Source organism: Vreelandella titanicae BH1 (genome assembly GCF_000336575.1).
In the GTDB taxonomy this organism is placed as follows: domain Bacteria; phylum Pseudomonadota; class Gammaproteobacteria; order Pseudomonadales; family Halomonadaceae; genus Vreelandella; species Vreelandella titanicae.
The window spans coordinates 545,936-567,111 of the sequence record NZ_AOPO01000002.1; the positions used below are offsets into that span (position 1 = coordinate 545,936).

A 21,176-nucleotide genomic window follows, 5' to 3' on the forward strand; every position below is an offset into this window, starting at 1 on the left:
ATATGGATGTAGGCATCAGCAGTTCAGTCAGTGCATCGCTGTATATGAATCAGGCGCAAACCGCCGAACAGGCTCAAATGCAGGTTTTCAAAGAAGCTTTGGATACGCAAGCTGATCAAGTAACTGAAATAATGGCCTCTGCCGATACTGGCGCGCAGCCAGATCTAGCTAAAGAGGGCACCCTAGGTACGCAGGTAAATACCTTCGCCTAGCCCCCGGCTTTGGTGGTGGTTAACATCGGCCTTGTGCCACTTTGTAAGATTAAAACGCTGACTTGTTCAGCGTTTTTTTTGGCCTTTTTCAAGAGCGTCACATTTGACGCCACCCGCGACAACAGCCGCCTCCAAGCGTTACAATTGTCGCAATGGACATGGCTCAACGCGCGGTGGCCAGTTAGCGAAAGCTGCTGAGTGAGTGCTGCGAATGAGACCCTATATTTGAAGAGGCACAATGAAAGAGACTCAATTAGCCCGTGAAGCCGAGCTTCGCAGGACATTCGCTATTATTTCGCACCCCGACGCCGGTAAAACCACCATTACCGAAAAAATGCTGCTATTTGGGAATGCCATCCAGTTAGCCGGCTCGGTGAAGAGCAAGCGTAACGATCGCCATGCAACGTCAGACTGGATGAAGATGGAGCAGGAGCGGGGGATCTCGGTAACGACCTCGGTGATGCAGTTCCCCTACGGCGGCCGCATCGTCAATCTGCTGGATACACCGGGTCACGAAGACTTCTCTGAAGATACCTACCGTACGCTCACGGCGGTTGATTCTGCCTTGATGGTGATCGACGGCGCCAAAGGTGTTGAGGATCGCACCATTAAATTGATGGAAGTGTGTCGTCTGCGCACCACGCCGATTCTCACCTTTATCAACAAAATGGATCGCGATATCCGCGACCCCATTGAGGTGATGGATGAAGTCGAGACCGTCTTAAACATTCAATGTGCGCCGATGACCTGGCCGATCGGTATGGGTCGCCACTTCAAAGGTGTTTACCACCTCTATAACGACGTGATTCATCTGTATACCCAGGGGCAGGGTAGCCGCATTCCCGAGGATAAGCGCATTGAGGGTTTGGATAATCCCGAAGTGGATGCTGTGCTTGGGGAAGATCAGGCCGAAGAGCTGCGTATGGAAGTAGAACTTGTGCGTGGCGCCTCCCATGAATTTGATCTGGAGGCTTATCGCCGGGGTGAGCTTTCGCCGGTCTATTTCGGTACCGCCATGGGTAACTTTGGGGTGCGCGAGATGATGGATGGCTTTGTCGAGTACGCACCGCCGCCCAAGGCCCACGAAACCGATACTCGGGTAGTTACATCTGATGATGAGCGTTTCACCGGCTTCGTGTTTAAAATCCAGGCCAATATGGATCCCAATCACCGCGACCGCATCGCTTTTTTGCGCGTCTGCTCGGGTAAGTACGAAAAGAACATGAAGATGCGCCATGTGCGTATCGGCAAGGACGTTAAAATTGCCGACGCCTTGACCTTTATGGCCTCCGACCGCTCCCAGGTAGAAGAGGCTTGGCCCGGCGATATTATTGGCCTGCATAATCACGGCACGATTCAGATCGGCGATACCTTTACCGTGGGCGAAGATATGCGCTTTACCGGCATACCCCACTTTGCCCCCGAGCTATTTAAGCGCGTACGGCTTAAAGATCCACTTAAGATGAAGGCGCTACAAAAAGGCTTGCAGCAGCTTTCCGAAGAGGGGGCTACCCAGGTCTTTATGCCGATGGACAACAACGATCTGATTCTCGGCGCCGTAGGTACCCTGCAGTTCGATGTGGTCGCCCACCGTCTCAAGGAGGAGTACAAGGTCGACTGCCTCTATGAAGGTGTCAATGTCCAGACAGCTCGCTGGGTCTACTGTGAAGATGCCAAAAAGCTGGAAGAGTTCAAGCGCAAGGCCAGCGCCAACCTGGCGATCGATGGCGGTGGTTATCTCACCTACATTGCGCCTACCCGGGTGAACCTGCAGATGACTCAGGAGCGTTGGCCGGATATTCGCTTCCAGCCTACCCGCGAGCACTAATCCCTATATGTCAGGCGTTCCCATGCTGATAGATGCTCATTGCCATCTCGATTTTACCCAGTTCGATGATGATCGGGCTGAGGTGTTCGAGTCCGCTAAGGCAGTGGGTGTCGTGCACTTTGTGGTACCGGGGACGACCCGTTCGCGCTGGCAGCAGGTGCTGGCGCTCGGCGAGCGGCCGGATACGTCGGTATGCTTGGGCTTGCACCCTTACTTTGTCGATGAGCATCAAGCGTCGGATATCAACGCGCTTGATCATTTGCTCGCTGAGCACCCTGAGATAGTAGCAGTGGGCGAGTGCGGTATTGATGGTCGCTTTACCGACACGCTTGAAGCGCAGTGGCACTACTTTGATGTCCAGCTGAAGCTAGCGAAACAGCATTCTCTGCCGGTAGTGGTGCACTGTGTCCACGCCAACGATAAGGTCGCCAAGCGCCTACGCCAGCTTGCGCTTCCAGAGGCAGGGCTGATTCACGCCTTCTCAGGCTCCATTGAGCAAGCAACCAAGTTTCTCGATCTGGGCTTCAAGCTGGGGTTGGGCGGCGCAGTCACCTATGAACGCGCCAGGCGGTTACGGCGAACCGTTGAGGGACTGCCTGACGATGCCTTTGTGCTGGAAACCGACAGCCCCGATATGCCGCTTAGCGGCTACCAGGGCATGCGTAATGAGCCATGTCGAGTGGCTGAGGTATGCAGCGTTGTTGCCGCACTGCGCGGGCAAACAGAGGAGCAGGTCGCAGCTCAGAGCAGTAATACCGCCGCGACGCTGTTTGGCTTGCCTTCAACCTAGAGTAAGCCTAGCCGTTAAGGCTAACTGCCAGCTGTTCAGGGTCAACGCGTTCAATCGTATAGGGTAACGTGAGAAGTGTCGCTGGCACCCCATCTAAATAAAGTTGCATAGTTTCTTCGGCGACTTTGGTGCTCATGACTGCCAGTAATTCGACGCCGCCTTGATGATTAAACGCACTGACCACCACTTCACCTACCGCTTTATCGTCACTATTAACCACGCTAGCACCTGCTGCGGGCAGTGAGTCGGCTTCTAAGCTAATACGCATCAAGCGCTTTTTCACCTGACCTCGGAAGTGTGCTCGGGCGACGACTTCCTGGCCGGTGTAACAGCCTTTTTTAAAGCTAATGCCGCCCAGCGCTTCCCAGTTCAGCATTTGGGGCAGGAAGTGATCCTGTTGGGTATCGGTTAGCCACGCCAAACCGCTACGAATATCCTCAAGCTGCCAAGCGTTACGGCCCGCTTGGTCATCCTGAGCCGACGCTAAATCGACCTTGCTGTCGTTTGCGAAACACAATAGCCAGCGCGGTGTCTCACCAGGGTAGCGGATTGCGCAGGCCTGATCGTTGCTAGTATGGGTGCCTACTTGATCAGCTAGCGTCAGGCCCAGCTGATTCGCAAGCGATTGGGCCTCATCGCTGGCACCAATGAATACTAGGTCGCGTTGGCTGGTTAGTTCAGCACGGTAAAAAGCGGCGAATTTTTTAAGATGACTCTCTAGGCTATCCAATAGGGTATTACTGAGCAGTAGCCGATAATGCTCTTCGCCCAAGCGCATTAGCTGGGCGTTGGCCAGCATGCGGCCCTTAGGCGTGCAGAAACAGGTGAGCGGCGCAAAGTGCCCGTCGGCCAAGCTGACTTGGGCGCTGGTCTGGCCCTGTAGGAACTTTTCTGCATCCGCCCCCTTCACATCCAGCGCGGCTAAGTGGTTAAGGCGGACGCTGCCAAGGGCGGGGGTGCTAGCGGTAACGGTCGCCATAAAAACTCCTGCAAAAGTGGGAAAGCGTTCGATAGTGATGCATTCAGTACGTAAAAGTAAAAGTGCCTTGAATGCTATTAGGTGTGGGCAGTCGTCACTGATTGCAAGGCACCATTAGCGTGCTAGACTCTTTCTCTTGTATCAGTTTTGCACAGGGCAACAGGTAGGGAAACGCTATGGCACAGCAGTCGTTGACATTCCAGGGTGTTAAATCGGTCGATCAGGTGAACAAAATCACCACTGCACTCATGATGCTTGATGGCGTTGATAGTGCCGAAGTGGGGCGCCATGGTGCCGATGTGGACGGCCGGGCAAAACGCGAGACGCTGATTAATGCCATTGAAAAACTCAAGCTAGGCGTAAAGGTATCCTAATGCACCCTCCCATTACCGTGATCAGTGAACGCAACCATGTCTTTAGGCAGCGAGTTGAAGTCAATGGTTTGGAAGATCTATATGCCGATGTGCCACCGATAGTAGGTGGCGAGGGCAGTGCCCCTGATCCCCACGACTATTTCGATATTGCTCTGGGTACCTGCAAGGCGGTTACCGTGCAGATGTACGCCAAGCGTAAAGAGTGGCCGCTTGAGGGCATTACCGTCACCGTGCAGCGGGACGATAGTCAGGAAAAAAAGGGCATCTACAAGCTAGACGTGGCATTAACACTGCACGGTATTGAAGACCCCGAACAGCGCGCCCGGCTGGAAGATATTAGCCACCGCTGCCCGATTCAACGCCTGATGACCCAGTCTACGGTCGAGATCGCCACCCGGTTAGTTTAAATTATATCTTTTATAGGAGCACCGATGAGCAAAGCCTTTCGATTGCAGTCAAAATTTCAGCCCGCTGGCGACCAGCCTGCTGCTATTAAAGGGCTGATTAGTGGCCTGGAATCTGGGCTTGCTCACCAAACGCTGCTTGGCGTGACCGGGTCGGGCAAAACCTTTACCATGGCCAATGTTGTGGAACAACAGCAGCGCCCGACCATCGTGATGGCGCCGAATAAGACCCTGGCTGCCCAGTTGTATGGCGAATTCAAGGCGTTTTTCCCGGATAACGCCGTAGAGTATTTCGTCTCCTACTACGACTACTACCAGCCGGAAGCCTATGTGCCTTCCTCGGATACCTTTATCGAGAAAGATGCCTCGATAAACGACCATATCGAGCAGATGCGGCTTTCGGCCACCAAGGCACTGCTAGAAAGGCGCGATGCGCTGATTGTGGTATCAGTGTCAGCGATTTACGGCTTGGGTGACCCCGACCAATACTTAAAGATGCGTCTGCACTTCACTCGCGGCGAGTTGATTGACCAGCGCGCTTTCCTGCGGCGCTTGGCCGAGCTTCAGTACACTCGTAATGATATGGATTTCCGCCGCGGTACTTACCGGGTGCGCGGCGATGTGATCGATATCTTTCCTGCCGACTCTGACGAGGAGGCGGTGCGGGTAGAGCTGTTTGACAGCGAAATCGACACTATCCGACTGTTTGATCCGCTCACCGGCGCTGTCCGCGGGGAGGTGCCAAGGATGACTATCTATCCAAAATCGCACTACGTCACCCCCCGGGAAACGATTCTGGGCGCCATTGATGCCATTAAAGAGGAGCTCAAAGAGCGACTGGAGTGGATGCGTAAGCATGAACGGCTGGTAGAAGCACAGCGTCTTGAGCAGCGCACACTTTACGATATTGAGATGATGCTGGAGCTGGGTTACTGCAACGGTATCGAAAACTACTCCCGCTACCTCTCTGGGCGTGCCCCCGGCGAGCCACCGCCTACTTTCTTTGATTACCTGCCCGATGACGCACTGCTATTTATCGACGAGTCCCACGTCAGCGTGCCCCAGGTAGGTGGTATGTACAAAGGGGACCGTTCGCGTAAAGAGACCCTAGTCGAGTATGGTTTCCGGTTGCCTTCGGCGTTGGATAACCGGCCCATGAAGTTTGAAGAGTGGGAGGCCATTTCACCACAAACCATCTTTGTTTCCGCAACCCCAGGCCGCTATGAGGGGGAGCACGCAAGCCAGACCGTTGAGCAGGTGGTGCGTCCCACCGGGCTGCTGGATCCCGAAATCGAAGTGCGTCCGGCCAGTACCCAGGTCGACGATCTGCTTTCGGAAATCGGCTTGCGCACTGCGGTAGGCGAGCGAGTACTGGTGACCACGCTAACCAAGCGTATGGCGGAAGACCTGACCGAGTATTTTGATGAGCACGGCATTCGGGTGCGCTACTTACATTCGGATATCGACACCGTCGAGCGGGTTGAGATTATTCGCGATTTACGCCTGGGCAAATTTGATGTGTTGGTGGGTATCAACCTGCTGCGCGAAGGCCTGGATATTCCCGAAGTGTCGCTGGTGGCGATTCTCGACGCCGATAAAGAGGGCTTTCTGCGTGCCGAACGCTCGCTGATACAGACCATTGGCCGCGCTGCCCGTAACGCCCACGGCAAGGCGATTCTTTACGGTGATCGGATTACTGACTCGATGCGCAAGGCGATTGATGAAACCGAGCGTCGTCGCGCCAAGCAGACCGAACACAACCTAGAACACGGTATTACGCCAACAACGGTTACCCGCTCAGTGGCCGATATCCTTGAAGCCGCCCAGGCGCCGGGCAAGAAGAACAGCCGTCGGCGTGGTAATGAGCGCAAGGTGGCGGAAAGCGCCGCCGAGTATGATGTCACCACGATGAGCAAGCATGATCTGTTGGGCGCCATCAGCAAGCTCGAAGACGCCATGTTTGAGGCAGCACAAAATCTGGAGTTCGAAGAGGCGGCTCGGCTTCGCGACCAGCTCCATCAAATGAAAGACAAACAGCTGGCGCTGGGCTAGCGGTATGCCAGAAGGCCCAGAAATTCGCCGCGCGGCGGATCGTATTGAGCAGCAGATAGGTGGACGGGTGATCGACGATGCCTGGTTCGCCTTTCCAGAACTTGCCGAGCAGGCAGCCTCATTTATTGGTGTTCGAGTTGCCCGAGTAGATACCTGGGGTAAAGCAATGCTGGTCCGGTTTGCCGATCAGCGCGTGCTTTATTCCCACAACCAACTTTATGGTGTTTGGAAGCTGCATAGCGAGGATAAGCCGCCTAATACCAAGCGAGCGCTGCGGGTTCGATTGAGCGCAGAAGGGCACTGCGCCAGCCTCTATAGCGCCTCCGATATTTCCCTCTGGCACGCAGAAACTCTCACCGAGCATCCTTTCTTAGCCCGCCTAGGCCCTGATTTGTTGAGTCAAGACGTGGCTCCCTCCGATGTGCAGCAGCGGCTGAATTTAAAGCAGTTTCATAAACGCAGCCTGGGGGCACTGCTGCTCGATCAGGGGTTGGTCGCCGGGCTGGGCAACTATTTGCGCTCTGAAATCCTTTTTTTCTCCCAGCTTCCGCCAAGCGCTCGACCGGTGGATTTAACCCCAGAACAGCAGCAAACTCTGGCTGACTGCATCATTGATGTTACCCGGCAAGCCTACCAAGCCGCAGGTGTTACTAATCGTGAGGCCTGGATTGCTCAGGCTAAAGCAGCGGGTGAGCCGCGCAGGCAGTGGCGTTTTGCGGTTTTCGAGCGAGCAGGGCTAGAGTGCCACCGCTGTGGAACGGTGATCGAGCGCAAAAGGGTCGGGGCGCGCAGGCTTTATTTATGCCCATATTGTCAGTCGGCGTGAGTAGGGTTATACCGTTATCTTGCTTAAGAGATACCATCGACTAAAGCCCTAACCATAGTAGTCATATAGGTGCCAGGGATTGCTGCTGCGTAAGTGCCAATACGGTATACTGGTAGCACGCTAAGACGGCACCTCCGCGGGCGCGGAGGGGAAGCCGCTGACTAGACGATAACCTAGGAGCTATTAGTCCATGACCGTGATTCGCCAGGACGACGTTATTCAAAGCGTTGCCGATGCTCTGCAGTACATCTCTTACTACCATCCTAAAGATTTCATCGACGCCATGGCCGCCGCCTATGAGCGCGAAGAGAACCCTGCCGCCAAAGACGCCATCGCACAGATTTTGATTAACTCACGCATGTGCGCCACCGGGCACCGTCCAATCTGTCAGGACACTGGCATCGTCACCGTATTCGTTCACGTGGGCATGAACGTTACCTGGGAAGCGGACATGAGCCTGGACGACATGATTAACGAAGGTGTTCGTCGCGCTTATTTGCTCCCCGATAATATCCTGCGCGCCTCGGTGCTGGCGGATCCCGACGGCAAGCGTGCCAATACCAAAGACAACACCCCGGCGATTATTCACCACTCGATTGTGCCCGGCGATACGGTCGATATTCACGTAGCGGCGAAGGGCGGTGGTAGCGAAGCAAAATCCAAGTTCGCCATGCTGAATCCCTCCGACAGTGTGGTTGATTGGGTGATGGAGCAGCTTCCGAAGATGGGCGCTGGCTGGTGTCCACCCGGGATGCTGGGGATTGGCATCGGCGGCACCGCCGAAAAGGCCATGCTGATTGCCAAAGAAGCGCTACTCGATCCTATCAATATTCAGGATCTACAGGCCCGTGGCCCCAGCAACCGTGCCGAAGAGCTGCGTTTAGAACTGTTTGACAAGGTCAACAAGAGCGGTATCGGTGCCCAGGGGTTAGGCGGCTTAACCACCGTGCTGGATATTAAAGTCAAAGACTATCCAACCCATGCGGCCAACAAGCCCGTCGCGATTATTCCCAACTGCGCGGCGACCCGTCATGCCCATTTCACGCTTGACGGCTCTGGCCCCGCGGTACTTGAGCCGCCGAAGCTTGAGGATTGGCCGGAAATCACTCGCGAGGCGGGTGAAAACGTCAAACGTGTCAATCTTGATACGGTGACGCCTGAGGAGGTTAAAACCTGGCAGCCTGGTGATACGCTGCTGTTGAACGGTAAGCTGCTCACGGGGCGCGATGCTGCTCATAAGCGCATGGTCGATATGCTGGCCAAAGGCGATCCGCTGCCCGTGGATATGAAAGGTCGCTTTATCTACTACGTGGGCCCGGTTGATCCCATTGGTGACGAAGTCGTTGGCCCCGCTGGCCCAACGACCGCCACGCGGATGGATAAATTTACCCGCACTATGCTGGAAGAGACTGGCCTATTAGGTATGGTCGGCAAAGCAGAGCGTGGCCAAGCCGCTATTGATGCTATCCGTGACAATGAAGCGGTGTACTTAATGGCGGTCGGTGGGTCGGCATATCTGGTCGCTCAAGCGATTAAAAAATCGCGGGTAGTGGGCTTCGAAGACTTAGGTATGGAAGCAATCTATGAATTTGAGGTTGAAGATATGCCGGTGACCGTCGCCGTTGATAGCCTGGGCACATCGGTACATCAAACCGGGCCTGCAAAGTGGAAAGAGATTATTGCCCAATCGGCGTAATGGAGTGGTAAGGTTGATTAGGCTTTAGACGCATAAGGGCCTCGCTGACGGCGAGGCCTTGTTCTATGTGAGGGCTTTATAAGGACGTGACTATGACCTCCTGGTTGCTAGGGACCAGCATCTTACTGATACACCTGCTTGGCATCGTTTCAGCCATTATGGCGCTGATGTCCAGTCGCACCTCCCAGGGTGCCGTGGCATGGATCATCTCGCTGCTGACCTTCCCTTATGTCGCGCTTCCAGCGTACTGGTTTTTCGGGCGGCCAAGGTTTTATGGCTATGTATCTGCCCGCGGTCAGCGGGACACCGTTCTACGCCGGGTTCTAGTGCGTTACCGGGCTAATGTTCAACCCTACGTTGCGCCCTCTACCAATGCCGATATTCAGGCGGTCGAACAGCTTGCCATGATGCCGCTAACCCATGGCAATCAAGCCACACTGCTGATTGATGGGCCAGCAACGTTTGAAAGCCTGTTTGATGGTATTGACCGTGCGGAACAGTATGCGTTGGTGCAGTTCTTCATTGTTCGTAACGACGCCCTCGGCCAACGTTTGAAGCACCATTTACAGCGCGCTGCCCGGCGCGGCGTGAGGGTCTATTTTCTTTACGATGAAGTGGGTAGCCGCAAGTTAGCCGATAGCTACCTCAATGATTTAATCAGCGATGGGGTGGCCGTGAGTGCCTTTCGCTCATCGCGAGGCTTTAAGCACCGTTTTCAGCTTAACTTTCGCAACCATCGCAAAATAACGGTAATAGACGGCAAGGAGGGCTGGATAGGGGGCTTTAATATTGGGGTCGAATATCTCGGCGAGAACCCACGGCACGGGCCTTGGCGTGATACCCATCTCAAGCTTGCAGGACCCAGCGTACTGGGCTTGCAGGAGGCATTTTGGGAGGATTGGCACTGGGCGACGGATGAAGTGATTAGCCTGAACTGGATGGCCGACACGTCATCCTCTGCCACCGACCATCATGTGGTGATCGTGCCTTCTGGGCCCGCCGACCGTCAGGACACCGCCAGCCTGCTCGTCCAGCAGGTCATTCATAGTGCCAAGCAGCGCCTGTGGGTGACCAGCCCCTATTTCGTCCCTGACCAGGGAGTTCAGGATGCGCTCCGGCTTGCAGCGATGCGCGGCGTCGACGTTCGGGTAATGATTCCAGAGCGCCCCGATCACTTGCTGGTTTTTCTCTCTGCATTCTCATTTCTACCCGATATGTTAAGGGCAGGTGTTAAAATATACCGTTATCTCCCTGGTTTTTTACATCAAAAAGTCATGCTGGTAGACAACGAAGCAGCCACGGTAGGGACAGTCAATTTGGATAATCGCTCGTTTAGGTTAAATTTTGAGATTACCGCGTTTATTCCAAGTCGTGATTTTGCTACCTGCGTCGAGGCGATGCTGGAAAAAGACTTTGCTCACTGTCGGCGTGTCACCATCGATGAAATTAACCAGCGCCCGGTATGGATGAAAGTCGTTTCGCGGGCGGCCTATTTAATGGCCCCGGTTCAATAGATACGTCAGCCTAAAAGGAAAATCGAGATGCTCAAACGCAGGGTGAGACAAGGAGTCATGGGGTGAATCTTGAAACAAAATGGCTGGAAGATTTTGTAGCGCTAGCCAATACGCGCAGCTTCTCTGCGTCAGCACGCCAGCGACACGTGACCCAGCCGGCCTTTAGTCGCCGTATTCGCGCGTTGGAGCAGGCCGTTGATGTCACCTTGGTAGATCGTTCAACTACCCCCGTCGGGTTAACGCCCGAAGGGCAGCTGTTTTTGGTTACTGCGCGCAATCTGGTCGAACAGTTAAACGAATCGCTTAGCCATTTGCGCGGTCTCTCTATCGCCAATGAGGCGCTGGATATTGTCGCGGCGCACTCCCTGGCGTTGAGTTTTTATCCGCCTTGGATCTCTCGCCTGCAGCAGGGTTTGGGCGAGTTGCCGACCCGCTTGGTGGCCATGAATGTGGGCGAGGCAATACATGTGCTGCGAGAGGGCAACTGTGATCTGATGCTCGCCTACTATGACCCTTTTGCGACGATGCAACTGGACGCTGAAGTATTCCCCTCTTTCTCAATTGGTAAGGTCAATATGCTGCCCGTTTCGTTACCCGACGAGCATGGGAAAGCAAAGTTTTCACTCCAGCACGACACCTCCATTCCCTATCTTTCGTACACCCAGGGGGCCTTTTTAGGGCGCAGTGTGCGCATGCTGCTGAAAAATGACCCGCTGCGTATGAAGCTGCGTACGGTATATGAAACGGCCATGGCTGAAGGCCTGAAGGGAATGGTATTACAAGGCGTTGGCGTCGCATGGATCCCCGACTTTTGTATTCGTGAAGAGCTGAAAAGTGGCCGTTTGGTGAGGGCAGGCGACCCTAGCTGGGATATCCCCCTGGAAATCCGCTTATATCGCTGCTCGATGGTGCATAAGCCCGGCGTAGAGCGTTTATGGCGGCAGATGATGAAGCTGCCGCGGGATTTCCTACAAGCCTAGGGCCTGTTGACGTTTAGCTACTGCCAAAATCTGCGGGTAGCCCTAAAAAGTTCTGAATGATGAAGAAGTGATCTTCAAACAGGCTGTCGGGCTCGAGATCTGCAAGTGCTACCCAGCGCGCATGATCACCGCCTTTAACGGGCTTTAGGCGTGGCAGCTGCTGATCGGGGCGTAGCGCAAAATAGAAAGCTTCCGCCAAGGTGCGCCCGCGCCAGCTGCGGTGGGGTTCATCAAACAGGCGTTGCCCACGCAGCGAGCCTTTGAGTACAGGCTCAGGAACCTTTAAGCGAATGCGTTCGCGAAGTTCACGCAAGCAAGCATCCAGCAGCCGTTCATGGGGGTTAATAAACCCTCCCGGCAGGGCATAAAGGCCTTTGCCCGGTGCCGCCGTGCGTCGTACCAGCAGCACATGGCCTGACTGCACGACCACTGCGTTGACCGTGACAAAAATAGGCGGGTAGGGCGCGTGAGCCCAGGCCTGACGGTACTGATCCAACAACTGCTGCTCTTCGATCAGGCGCTGATAGGCGCCCTCATTGCAAAAGTGTTTGACGCTCTCCACCACCCCTGGCGGTAAATCGTGGTAAGCGCCGGTACTCAGGTAGTCATTCGTTGAGCTCGGCGAGCGAAACAGTCGCTCACGTATTTGGCTGGCTGAAATCCCCTCCACCGACTGCACGCTGACAGACTCCCACTGAGGAAACAGTGAAAGGTAGTAGCTTGACTGGCCGCGGCTGGCTCCGATCAAGCCAATACGTGGTAGGCGAGCATTGGCAGGTGCAGCTAAATCGCGCACTTTGCGTTGCACATCGCGCACCCAAACATCGTCGTTATAGAGGGCGTCGAGTAGCGGGGTGATCTCCAAGCGTTGATTATCGGCGTCGTCAAATCCCGCGCGAAGCATGGCTTGTCGTTCGTCGAATCGCCAGGGGTTACGCAGTGAGCGGGCCTGCCAAGAAGAGCCTACCAACACAATGACCTGTCGTGCGCGTTTGAGCGCTTCACGAATGACCGCGAGATGCCCCAGATGTGGCGGCTGAAAACGACCAATAAACACCAAACAGTCGAAGTCGCAGGCAGTCGCGGGGCGCGAAGTATCAGTAGCCATTCAAGCTTCCTTTTGCGTTTGGTGAACTCAGAGATGCAACCTACCAGAAAACTGCGCTAAACGCTGTGGTTAGGTATGCTAGAAAAATAGGATGTTGATAACGCTTATAAAAAGCCCCGATACCCAGAGCACAGGGAGTGAATATGATTAAACGCGCCGCTACCTTTTGGTGGAAAGTAGTCCAAGACGCCACGTCACTATGGTTGGAGCGTAATGCCTTTAGCTACGCAGGTTCGCTAGCGTTCTATACGCTTTTCTCATTGGCGCCCACGATTATTATTGCAGTCACGGTCATCGGTGTTGTTTTAGGTGAAGAGGCTGCCCACGGACAAATAGTCGCTCAGTTACAAGGCACGCTAGGAATGGATGCAGCAGTGGCTATCGAACAGGCTGTTGCTCAGTCGAGGATTGAAGAGTCCGGTCTACTGCCAACGCTACTAGGTGTTGGGGCATTGGTGATCGGTGCAACAACCGTTTTCGCCCAGATGCAATTTTCGCTCAATACCATTTGGGGCGTAACGGCAAAGCCCACTTCTAATAGCGCTTTACGTTTTATTAAAAGCCGGTTGCTATCGTTAACGGTGGTGCTCTCCATCGGATTTATACTGATGGTATCGCTGGTATTAGGCGTCGTTTTGCGCGGTATGCTCCAGGCCGCCGATAATCTGGTGCCTTATGCCAGCTTACTGACAACGTCAGTTGAGTCGCTGGTCTCGCTGGCTGTGGTCACCTTACTATTTGCCACCATTTTTAAAGTACTTCCCGACGTTGTGTTGCGCTGGCAAGATGTGTTGATTGGCGCAGTCGTCACTGCCGTACTGTTTACTATTGGGCGCAGTGTAATCGCGATTTACCTGGCGTATACGGCTACAGCATCTACCTATGGCGCCGCCGGGTCGGTAGTCATGATTTTGCTATGGGTCTACTACAGTTCACTAATATTGCTGTTTGGGGCGGCGTTCACCCGCTCATTGCTACTACGCCGTGGCCGCCCGCTGATTCCGCGTAACAGTGCAGTGATTGTCAAACGTGAGTATGTTTAACACTCCGTTCAGAAGCGCCAAGGTAAGGAGGTAAGTATGAGTGATTGCTGTGTACGTGCCCTTGTGACCGGTAAGGTGCAGGGGGTCTGGTATCGCCGGGCTACCCAAGAGAAAGCCCTTCAGCACGGTATCACCGGCTATGCCAAAAACTTGCCCGATGGCCGGGTTGAAGTGTTGATGTGTGGTCACTCCGACGCAGTCAAGCTGCTAAGCGAATGGCTATGGCAGGGCTCAGAAGGTGCACAAGTTACCCACGTGGAGCTCGAGGTGCTGGATAACTGCCGCGCCCCGAGCCACTTTGCCACCCAGTAAAGCCTATTGGGAGCCTCTGATGAGACGGCAGGTTTCTATTGGGCGCCTTTCCATTCAAGGATATTGTTAGCTGTCAGGCTAACAATATTCTGGCGCGCTTCCGGTGTGATCCAGGCGTTGTGAGGCGTGACGATTAAGTTTAGCGGCTCGCTGAGCGCATCCAGCAGTGGGTGCCCATCTCTGGGTGGTTCAGCGGGCAGCACATCAACGCCTAATCCACCCAGCTTGCCGCTGCGCAACGCCTCTAACGCTGCCACTTCATCGATAACCCCGCCGCGGGCGCAGTTGACCAGTAGTAGTGAGTTCTTGGCGCGCGCTAAGCGCTCCCGGTTGATCAAGTGCTTGGTGGCCTCGCTCAACGGGCAGTGCAGGCTGATAACATCGGCATCGGGAAGCAGGTCGTCCAGGGCAGGCCGCTTATCATTAGCTTCGTTGCCGGGGCGGGCGGCAAAGGTGACCTGCATGCCAAAGGCCTCCGCCAAGCGTGCTACTTCGGTACCTAGCTCGCCTTGCCCGACCATGACGAGCTGTTTGCCTGCCAGTTGGAGCGTTGGGTAATCCTGCAAGCAGAAGAAAGCGCTACGCTGCCACTCGCCTGCGGCAACATCGCGCTGATATTGGGGAAGACGATTGGCTAACGCGAGCATGAGCATCAAAGTGTGTTGGGAAACGCTAGCGGTGCCGTAAGCCGCCACGTTTTTAACGTCAATGTCGTGTTCTTTTGCACTTTCAAGATCGATATTATTGAGGCCTGTCGCCAATACGCATATCAGCCGCAGTTTTGGCAGTTGCTGCAGCGTTTCGGCGTCCAGCACGACCTTGTTTACGATCGCTATATCGGCGTTAGCAAGGCGTTCCCGCGCTTGTTGCGTGGTACTCTGCTCAAACACCTCAAGGTTTGAAACCGCCTCCTTAATGGCGGCCAAATTGATCTCGGGGCCGAGACTTTGCGTATCCAGTATCACCGCATGGGGCATTTTCTTCTCTCCATTAACCGCAGGGGTCTGTATAACCTTGCTCGTCAGGGGGCACAAAAGGGTATAATGGCGGCGCTTTATCAACCGCAGCCTTGGAATTTAACCCGACAGGCCACATATTGCAGCCTGGCAGCGTTTGTGTTCGCCATTGTTCTTTCTTTTCAGAACGAGTCTTTTAGATAGAACTGGATTTGTCAGAGCTGTTTCCGTAGAGCTGAGTCGTTAGAATCAGTTCTGTCAGAACTAAGCTTGTCAGGGTTGAGCTTATTAGGAGTCATTAAGATGCCCATCTATGAATATGAGTGCAAGGCCTGCGGCCATCGTATGGAAAAATTGCAGAAGATTAGCGCCGATCCTCTCAAGGATTGCCCTGCATGCCAAAGTGATGGCTTGGAACGGCTTGTATCGGCAGCGGGATTCCGTTTGGCCGGCGGCGGTTGGTACGAAACTGATTTCAAAACGGGTAGCAAAAAGAACCTGGCCGCTGATGGCAAAACTGCCTCTGCAGATGCCGGTAAATCAAGCGATTCCAGCGCTACCGCTAAGAGCGTTACTCCCAAAGACAAGGGCGCCGCGGCATAGCCGCGGCAGTCAGGGTCGGGACGCCCGCGACACACTCATTGCCACGTAACAGAACAGGATTTGACATGCGCAGCCATTATTGCGGCCAGCTAAACGAAACTTTGGTGGATCAAACGGTTACGGTATGCGGATGGGTTCATCGCCGCCGTGACCACGGTGGGGTAATTTTCCTCGATATGCGCGATCGCGACGGCATCGCACAGTTCGTGGTCGACCCTGATACCGCCGAGGCATTCGCTAATGCCGACCGTGCCCGCAGTGAATTTGTCCTGCGTATCACTGGCCGCGTTCGGCTGCGCCCAGAAGGCACCCAAAACGCCAACATGCCGACGGGTATGATTGAAGTGTTGGCAAAAGACGTTGAAGTGCTCAATACCGCCGTTACTCCGCCATTCCAGCTGGATGAGCATGGCAAGGTCGGCGAAGAAGTGCGCTTAAAGCATCGCTATATCGATCTGCGTCGCCCGGATATGATCGAGAAGCTGCGTCTGCGCTCGCGTATTTCTCATAACGTGCGCGCGTACCTCGAAAACCAAGGCTTCCTGGATATCGAAACGCCGGTACTCACCCGCGCTACGCCAGAGGGTGCTCGTGATTACCTGGTGCCTAGCCGTACCCACGCGGGTAGTTTCTTTGCACTGCCTCAGTCGCCGCAACTGTTTAAGCAGCTGTTGATGGTGGCGGGTTTTGACCGCTACTACCAAATTGCCAAGTGCTTCCGCGATGAAGACCTGCGCGCCGACCGTCAGCCTGAGTTCACCCAGATTGATATCGAGGCGTCGTTTGTGGAAGAGAACGACATCATGGGCATTACCGAAGCCATGATTCGTCAGCTTTTCCAGGACGTGCTAAAAGCCGAACTCCCTGAGTTCCCGCGCATGACCTGGCAGGAAGCGATGGACCGCTTCGGTTCCGATAAGCCGGATCTGCGTATCCCGCTGGAACTGACCGATGTCGACGACCTGATGCAGCAAGTCGATTTCAAAGTCTTCTCTGGCCCCGCCAGCGCGGATGATGGCCGCGTAGCGGCGCTGAAAGTACCCGGTGGCGCCAAGCTATCGCGCAAAGAGATCGACGAATATACCAAGTTTGTCGGCATCTACGGCGCCAAAGGTTTGGCGTGGATCAAGGTCAACGAGCGCGCCAAAGGGCTTGAAGGTCTGCAGTCTCCGATCGTCAAGTTTATGGAAAACATCGTTGAAGAGCTGCTCGACCGCGTGGGCGCAGAAGATGGTGACATCATCTTCTTCGGTGCCGATAAAGCGCGAATCGTTAACGAAGCCATTGGCGCGCTGCGCGTCAAGCTCGGTGCTGACCTGGAACTCTATACTCAAGAGTGGGCGCCACTGTGGGTAGTCGACTTCCCAATGTTTGAAGCCGACGACAACGGCCGCCTTAGCCCACTGCACCACCCCTTTACCGCGCCTTCCTGCACACCGGAAGAGCTCAAGGCCGATCCTGCCAACGCGCTTTCACGCGCTTACGATATGGTGCTCAACGGTACCGAATTGGGCGGCGGCTCTATTCGTATCCACGATCAGACCATGCAGAGCACGGTGTTTGAGATTCTAGGCATTGGTGAAGAAGAAGCCCAAGAGAAATTTGGCTTCCTGCTGGATGCACTGCAGTACGGTGCGCCGCCTCATGGTGGCTTAGCCTTTGGCTTGGATCGCTTGGTCATGCTGATGGTTGGTGCCAAGACTATTCGTGAAGTCATCGCCTTCCCGAAAACCCAAAGCGCTGCCTGTTTGATGACCAATGCACCGGGCGAAGTCAGCCCCGAGCAGTTGAAAGATTTGAACATCCGCCTACGTCAGAAAGTCAAAGCGGAACCCGCCGCCGAATAAATCGGTTTGGATGGCTGCTCAACACCGACGCCACGGCGTCGGTGTTTTTGTATGTTCTAGTCACACGAGTATCGACGCCATGGAAGAGCAAAAGCCCGTCGTACCCATTCGCATTTTGGGCATAGACCCTGGCTCCCGGGTAACCGGTTACGGGGTGATCGACATTATTGGCGTTAAACCCTGCTACGTAGCGAGTGGCTGTATCCGCACGGCAGAAGGGGCCTTGGAGCAGCGCTTGGCGCAAATTTACGCCGGTCTTAGCGAAGTCGTCGGCCTGCATCGACCCTCCCAGGTGGCCATTGAGCGGGTATTTATGGCCAAAAATCCCGATTCAGCGCTGAAGCTTGGCCAGGCTCGGGGGGCGGCAATGGTGTGTATGGCCAATCATGGCTTGAGCCTTGCCGAGTACGCCGCGCGGCAGATCAAGCAGGCGGTGACCGGCCAGGGCGGCGCGGACAAAGAGCAGGTGCAGCATATGGTGACCGCCATTCTGCAGCTCTCCGCTACTCCCCAGGCCGATGCCGCCGACGCGTTAGCCATTGCGTTAACCCATGCTTATAACGGCTCTGTGTTTAGCAGCCATGGCTTGCCCGCTGCGCCATCTCGGGGCCGCCGTCGCTCAACTGGACGCTGGCGGCTTTAATTCCCGCTGTACCGCTGGCTGAACTACTGGTCACCTGTACAGAGTCGCTTTATAGTAATCACCTGTTTTTCACTCTATTTTTTTCATTCCGGTGCGAGCGTATTTATGATTGGACGTCTGAGTGGTCAGCTAGTGGCAAAGCAACCTCCCTGGATTGTGATCGACGTTCATGGCGTAGGTTACGAACTAGAAACCTCAATGAATACGCTGGTCGCACTTCCTGCGATTAACGAGAGCGTCTCATTATTCACCCATTTAACCATTCGTGATGATGCCCACTTACTCTATGGCTTCGGTCGTGAGCATGAACGTGCTCTGTTCCGCGCCTTGATCAAGGTCAATGGCGTAGGGCCCAAGCTTGCACTCGCCATCCTGTCGGGTATGGACGAAGACGCCTTTATGCGCTGCGTCCGTGATGACGACAGCAAAGCGCTGACAACCCTGCCAGGAGTGGGTAAGAAAACCGCAGAGCGGCTGATTATTGAAATGCGCGACCGTTTTCCCGAGTGGGAAGATGGCAGCGACGCGCTACTGCCCCTTGAAGCCACCAATGGCCGTGCTTCTACCCGCGATAGTCTTGCCGATGCGGAAGCCGCGTTAGTTAGCTTGGGGTATAAACTGACTGAGGCGTCGAAAATGCTCGCCGATATTGACCCCAATCAGTCTACCGAAGCGCTGATTAAAGCCGCGCTCACCCAGCGCATGGGTGGCTAAGCAGGCAGCGGTGTGAGTACGAAATTGTGGGTAGTGGATAGACCTTTGTGAATAGACCTTTTGAATCGCCATAAAGAAGAGCACCTATGTTAGAACACGATCGGCTGATCGCCGCTGAGCCTGAACAGGGGGAGGGGCGCATTGATTACGCGATTCGCCCCAAGCGGCTGGATGACTATATTGGCCAGCCGCGTGTGCGTGAACAACTGGAAATCTTTATCGGCGCCGCGCGGCTGCGTGAAGAGAGCCTGGATCACACTCTGGTATTTGGCCCCCCAGGGTTAGGTAAAACGACCCTTGCGCATATTATTGCCACCGAGATGGGCGTCGGTATGAAGTCGACTTCCGGGCCGGTACTCGAGCGGGCAGGCGATCTAGCCGCCATGCTGACTAATTTAGAGCCTGGCGACGTACTCTTTATCGATGAAATTCATCGCCTGTCACCGGTGGTCGAAGAAGTGCTCTACCCGGCCATGGAAGATTTTCAGCTCGATATTATGATTGGCGAAGGGCCTGCGGCACGTTCGATTAAACTGGATCTTCCCCGCTTCACCCTGGTGGGCGCCACGACCCGGGCAGGATTATTGACCTCCCCGCTGCGTGACCGATTTGGTATCGTGCAGCGGCTTGAGTTTTATAACCTGGAAGAGCTAACAGAAATTGTCTCGCGTTCAGCGCGCTTGTTAGGCGTTGAAACCAGCCATGATGGCGCCATTGAAGTGGCCAGGCGTTCAAGGGGCACGCCGCGAATTGCCAACCGACTGCTACGCCGGGTGCGGGATTACGCCGAAATGAAAGGTAACGGCGTCGTCGATGTCGCCATGGCTGATGCGGCTCTCAATATGCTTAATGTGGATCACCACGGCTTGGATCATATGGATCGGCGGCTACTGCTGGCCATGATCGATAAATTTGACGGTGGGCCGGTGGGTATTGACTCACTCGCCGCGGCGATCAGTGAAGAACGTGACACGATCGAAGACGTTATTGAGCCCTATCTTATTCAGCAGGGCTTGATGATGCGCACTCCCCGCGGCCGGGTGGCCACCCGCCAGGCGTGGCTGCACTTTGAGCGCGTGCCCCACGCACAGGCAACCGATATGGAAGGAGAGCGCCGTCCGTGAGTAGCTGCACAAGAGAAGGTTATCGACTGCCGCTGCGCGTTTATATGGAAGATACTGACGCAGGCGGCATTGTCTACTACGTTAACTACTTGAAGTTTATGGAGCGTGCGCGTAGTGAATGGCTCCGCCAGTTGGGCCTGAATCAGCAAACGCTGCTAGACGAAGGTACACAGCTAGTGGTATACCGCTTGGCCTGTCACTACGCGAAACCGGCTTACTTGGATGACGCGTTGGAAATTAGTGCTCACGTTACCAACGTTGGGCGCTGTCGGATGACATTTGAACAGCAGGTTTGGCGTAATGAGGAACTCCTATGCTCTGCCACAGTCGAGATAGCCTGCTTGAGCACCGAACGTTTACGGCCAAAAGCATGGCCAGCATCGCTTAAAGTTTTGACCCAGGCCTCTTAACCAAGAGGTCACTCACTGCGTCGGCAATCCCGACCCTAATAGATTGATGAGGGCACCTGTGAACGATAACACCATGTCCATTCCCCATTTGATAATGAATGCCAGTACTGTAGTGCAACTGGTAATGCTGCTGCTACTGGTGGGGTCGATCCTCTCTTGGGTAGTGATTTTTCAGCGCAGTATTGCGCTGGGCCGCGCCAAGAAAGAGTACAACCAATTTGAGGAGTCTTTTTGGTCAGGTGTCGACTTAAACGAACTCTATCGTGAGATTCCTGCCGATGACCCGCGCCACGGCGCCGAGCATATTTTTCAAGCTGGTTTTCGTGAATTTAACCGTTTGATGCCTAAAACCCGTGACCCGGATACCGTGCTGGAAGGCGTTCAGCGTAGCATGCGCGTAGCGTGGTCTCGGGAAGAGGATCGCTTAACCCAGCATTTAGTGTTTCTTGCCACGGTAGCCTCAGCTAGCCCCTATATCGGCTTGTTCGGCACTGTATGGGGCATCATGGGGTCGTTTCAGGCACTATCACTGACTCAGCAAGCGACCCTTGCTACGGTGGCTCCCTGGATTGCTGAAGCGCTCATTGCCACAGCCATGGGTCTATTTGCGGCGATTCCAGCGGTGATTTTCTATAACCGCCTATCCAACTCGTCTTCTCGCCTGCTGGGCAAATATGAAGACTTTGCCGAAGAGTTTCACGCTATCCTGCACCGCAATTTGCAAGGTCGTGACGGCAAACCGAGCGCCAGCTAAGGGAGAG

General features: G+C 54.8%; 22 protein-coding genes. 19 read left to right on the plus strand and 3 right to left on the minus strand.

The features are described 5' to 3' along the window. Positions 1-2 precede the first annotated feature (2 nt). From HALTITAN_RS07105 to HALTITAN_RS07115, 3 genes are all read left to right on the plus strand, one after another. Positions 3-212 carry a putative motility protein gene (locus HALTITAN_RS07105; protein WP_022523503.1) on the plus strand — a complete coding sequence of 70 codons (210 nt, stop codon included), beginning with the start codon at positions 3-5 and terminating at the stop codon, positions 210-212. Positions 213-450: 238 nt separating this feature from the next. Further along, entirely contained in the window at positions 451-2,040 is a 1,590-nt protein-coding gene (locus HALTITAN_RS07110; protein ID WP_009286679.1) for a peptide chain release factor 3, read from the plus strand. Between the two features lie 22 nt (positions 2,041-2,062). Next, complete coding sequence (locus HALTITAN_RS07115; protein ID WP_027959408.1) at positions 2,063-2,830, plus strand: TatD family hydrolase; 768 nt, start codon at positions 2,063-2,065, stop codon at positions 2,828-2,830. Positions 2,831-2,837: 7 nt separating this feature from the next. Here the strand turns inward: HALTITAN_RS07115 and ygfZ are convergent, their stop codons facing one another. Further along, entirely contained in the window at positions 2,838-3,809 is a 972-nt protein-coding gene (ygfZ, locus tag HALTITAN_RS07120) for a CAF17-like 4Fe-4S cluster assembly/insertion protein YgfZ (RefSeq protein ID WP_009286681.1), read from the minus strand. Between the two features lie 176 nt (positions 3,810-3,985). On the opposite strand from ygfZ, the gene HALTITAN_RS07125 reads away from it, so the two are divergent. The 7 genes from HALTITAN_RS07125 to HALTITAN_RS07155 all read left to right on the plus strand — a co-directional run bounded on the left by HALTITAN_RS07125 (position 3,986) and on the right by HALTITAN_RS07155 (position 11,655). Then, entirely contained in the window at positions 3,986-4,183 is a 198-nt protein-coding gene (locus tag HALTITAN_RS07125; RefSeq protein WP_007114205.1) for a hypothetical protein, read from the plus strand. Continuing rightward, positions 4,183-4,590: an OsmC family protein gene (locus HALTITAN_RS07130; RefSeq protein ID WP_022523500.1), complete on the plus strand. Its 408-nt coding sequence runs from the start codon at positions 4,183-4,185 to the stop codon at positions 4,588-4,590. The genes HALTITAN_RS07125 and HALTITAN_RS07130 overlap by 1 nt, the downstream gene beginning before the upstream one ends. Positions 4,591-4,614: 24 nt before the next feature. Continuing rightward, positions 4,615-6,639 (plus strand): excinuclease ABC subunit UvrB, encoded by a 2,025-nt coding sequence (gene uvrB, locus HALTITAN_RS07135; protein WP_009286682.1) that lies wholly within the window; start codon positions 4,615-4,617, stop codon positions 6,637-6,639. A gap of 4 nt (positions 6,640-6,643) precedes the next feature. Continuing rightward, on the plus strand, positions 6,644-7,465 hold the full coding sequence (gene nei / locus HALTITAN_RS07140) for an endonuclease VIII (RefSeq protein WP_009286683.1): 822 nt from the start codon (positions 6,644-6,646) through the stop codon (positions 7,463-7,465). 190 nt (positions 7,466-7,655) lie between these two features. Continuing rightward, on the plus strand, positions 7,656-9,161 hold the full coding sequence (locus HALTITAN_RS07145; RefSeq protein ID WP_009286684.1) for a fumarate hydratase: 1,506 nt from the start codon (positions 7,656-7,658) through the stop codon (positions 9,159-9,161). Between the two features lie 92 nt (positions 9,162-9,253). Next, positions 9,254-10,675, plus strand: coding sequence for a cardiolipin synthase (cls, locus tag HALTITAN_RS07150; RefSeq protein ID WP_039858476.1), 1,422 nt, complete (start codon positions 9,254-9,256; stop codon positions 10,673-10,675). A 62-nt stretch (positions 10,676-10,737) separates the two neighbouring features. Then, positions 10,738-11,655 carry a LysR substrate-binding domain-containing protein gene (locus HALTITAN_RS07155; protein ID WP_009286686.1) on the plus strand — a complete coding sequence of 306 codons (918 nt, stop codon included), beginning with the start codon at positions 10,738-10,740 and terminating at the stop codon, positions 11,653-11,655. Positions 11,656-11,668: 13 nt separating this feature from the next. Here HALTITAN_RS07155 and HALTITAN_RS07160 read toward each other — a convergent pair whose 3' ends face one another. Then, positions 11,669-12,763 carry a bifunctional nicotinamide-nucleotide adenylyltransferase/Nudix hydroxylase gene (locus HALTITAN_RS07160; protein WP_039858478.1) on the minus strand — a complete coding sequence of 365 codons (1,095 nt, stop codon included), beginning with the start codon at positions 12,761-12,763 and terminating at the stop codon, positions 11,669-11,671. A 143-nt stretch (positions 12,764-12,906) separates the two neighbouring features. On the opposite strand from HALTITAN_RS07160, the gene HALTITAN_RS07165 reads away from it, so the two are divergent. Further along, entirely contained in the window at positions 12,907-13,806 is a 900-nt protein-coding gene (locus HALTITAN_RS07165) for a YihY/virulence factor BrkB family protein (protein WP_039858480.1), read from the plus strand. 36 nt (positions 13,807-13,842) lie between these two features. Next, on the plus strand, positions 13,843-14,118 hold the full coding sequence (locus tag HALTITAN_RS07170) for an acylphosphatase (RefSeq protein WP_022523494.1): 276 nt from the start codon (positions 13,843-13,845) through the stop codon (positions 14,116-14,118). Between the two features lie 35 nt (positions 14,119-14,153). Here the strand turns inward: HALTITAN_RS07170 and HALTITAN_RS07175 are convergent, their stop codons facing one another. Then, positions 14,154-15,095, minus strand: a complete 942-nt coding sequence (locus tag HALTITAN_RS07175) for a D-2-hydroxyacid dehydrogenase (RefSeq protein ID WP_039858482.1) — start codon at positions 15,093-15,095, stop codon at positions 14,154-14,156. A 282-nt stretch (positions 15,096-15,377) separates the two neighbouring features. Here HALTITAN_RS07175 and HALTITAN_RS07180 point away from each other — a divergent pair, with 282 nt between their 5' ends. The 7 genes from HALTITAN_RS07180 (at position 15,378) to tolQ (ending at position 21,169) form a co-directional block, all read left to right on the plus strand. Beyond that, complete coding sequence (locus tag HALTITAN_RS07180; RefSeq protein WP_027959416.1) at positions 15,378-15,677, plus strand: FmdB family zinc ribbon protein; 300 nt, start codon at positions 15,378-15,380, stop codon at positions 15,675-15,677. A gap of 65 nt (positions 15,678-15,742) precedes the next feature. After that, a complete protein-coding gene (gene aspS / locus HALTITAN_RS07185; protein ID WP_039858484.1) occupies positions 15,743-17,524 on the plus strand; it encodes an aspartate--tRNA ligase in 1,782 nt (593 codons plus the stop codon). Positions 17,525-17,603: 79 nt separating this feature from the next. After that, positions 17,604-18,167, plus strand: a complete 564-nt coding sequence (gene ruvC / locus HALTITAN_RS07190; RefSeq protein ID WP_027959417.1) for a crossover junction endodeoxyribonuclease RuvC — start codon at positions 17,604-17,606, stop codon at positions 18,165-18,167. A 105-nt stretch (positions 18,168-18,272) separates the two neighbouring features. After that, positions 18,273-18,881, plus strand: a complete 609-nt coding sequence (gene ruvA, locus HALTITAN_RS07195; protein WP_009286690.1) for a Holliday junction branch migration protein RuvA — start codon at positions 18,273-18,275, stop codon at positions 18,879-18,881. An 86-nt stretch (positions 18,882-18,967) separates the two neighbouring features. Further along, positions 18,968-20,005, plus strand: coding sequence for a Holliday junction branch migration DNA helicase RuvB (gene ruvB / locus HALTITAN_RS07200; RefSeq protein WP_009286691.1), 1,038 nt, complete (start codon positions 18,968-18,970; stop codon positions 20,003-20,005). Continuing rightward, entirely contained in the window at positions 20,002-20,415 is a 414-nt protein-coding gene (gene ybgC, locus HALTITAN_RS07205) for a tol-pal system-associated acyl-CoA thioesterase (RefSeq protein ID WP_009286692.1), read from the plus strand. Before ruvB ends, ybgC begins: the two co-directional genes overlap by 4 nt. Positions 20,416-20,473: 58 nt before the next feature. Continuing rightward, positions 20,474-21,169, plus strand: a complete 696-nt coding sequence (tolQ, locus tag HALTITAN_RS07210) for a protein TolQ (RefSeq protein WP_007114222.1) — start codon at positions 20,474-20,476, stop codon at positions 21,167-21,169. Positions 21,170-21,176 lie beyond the last annotated feature (7 nt).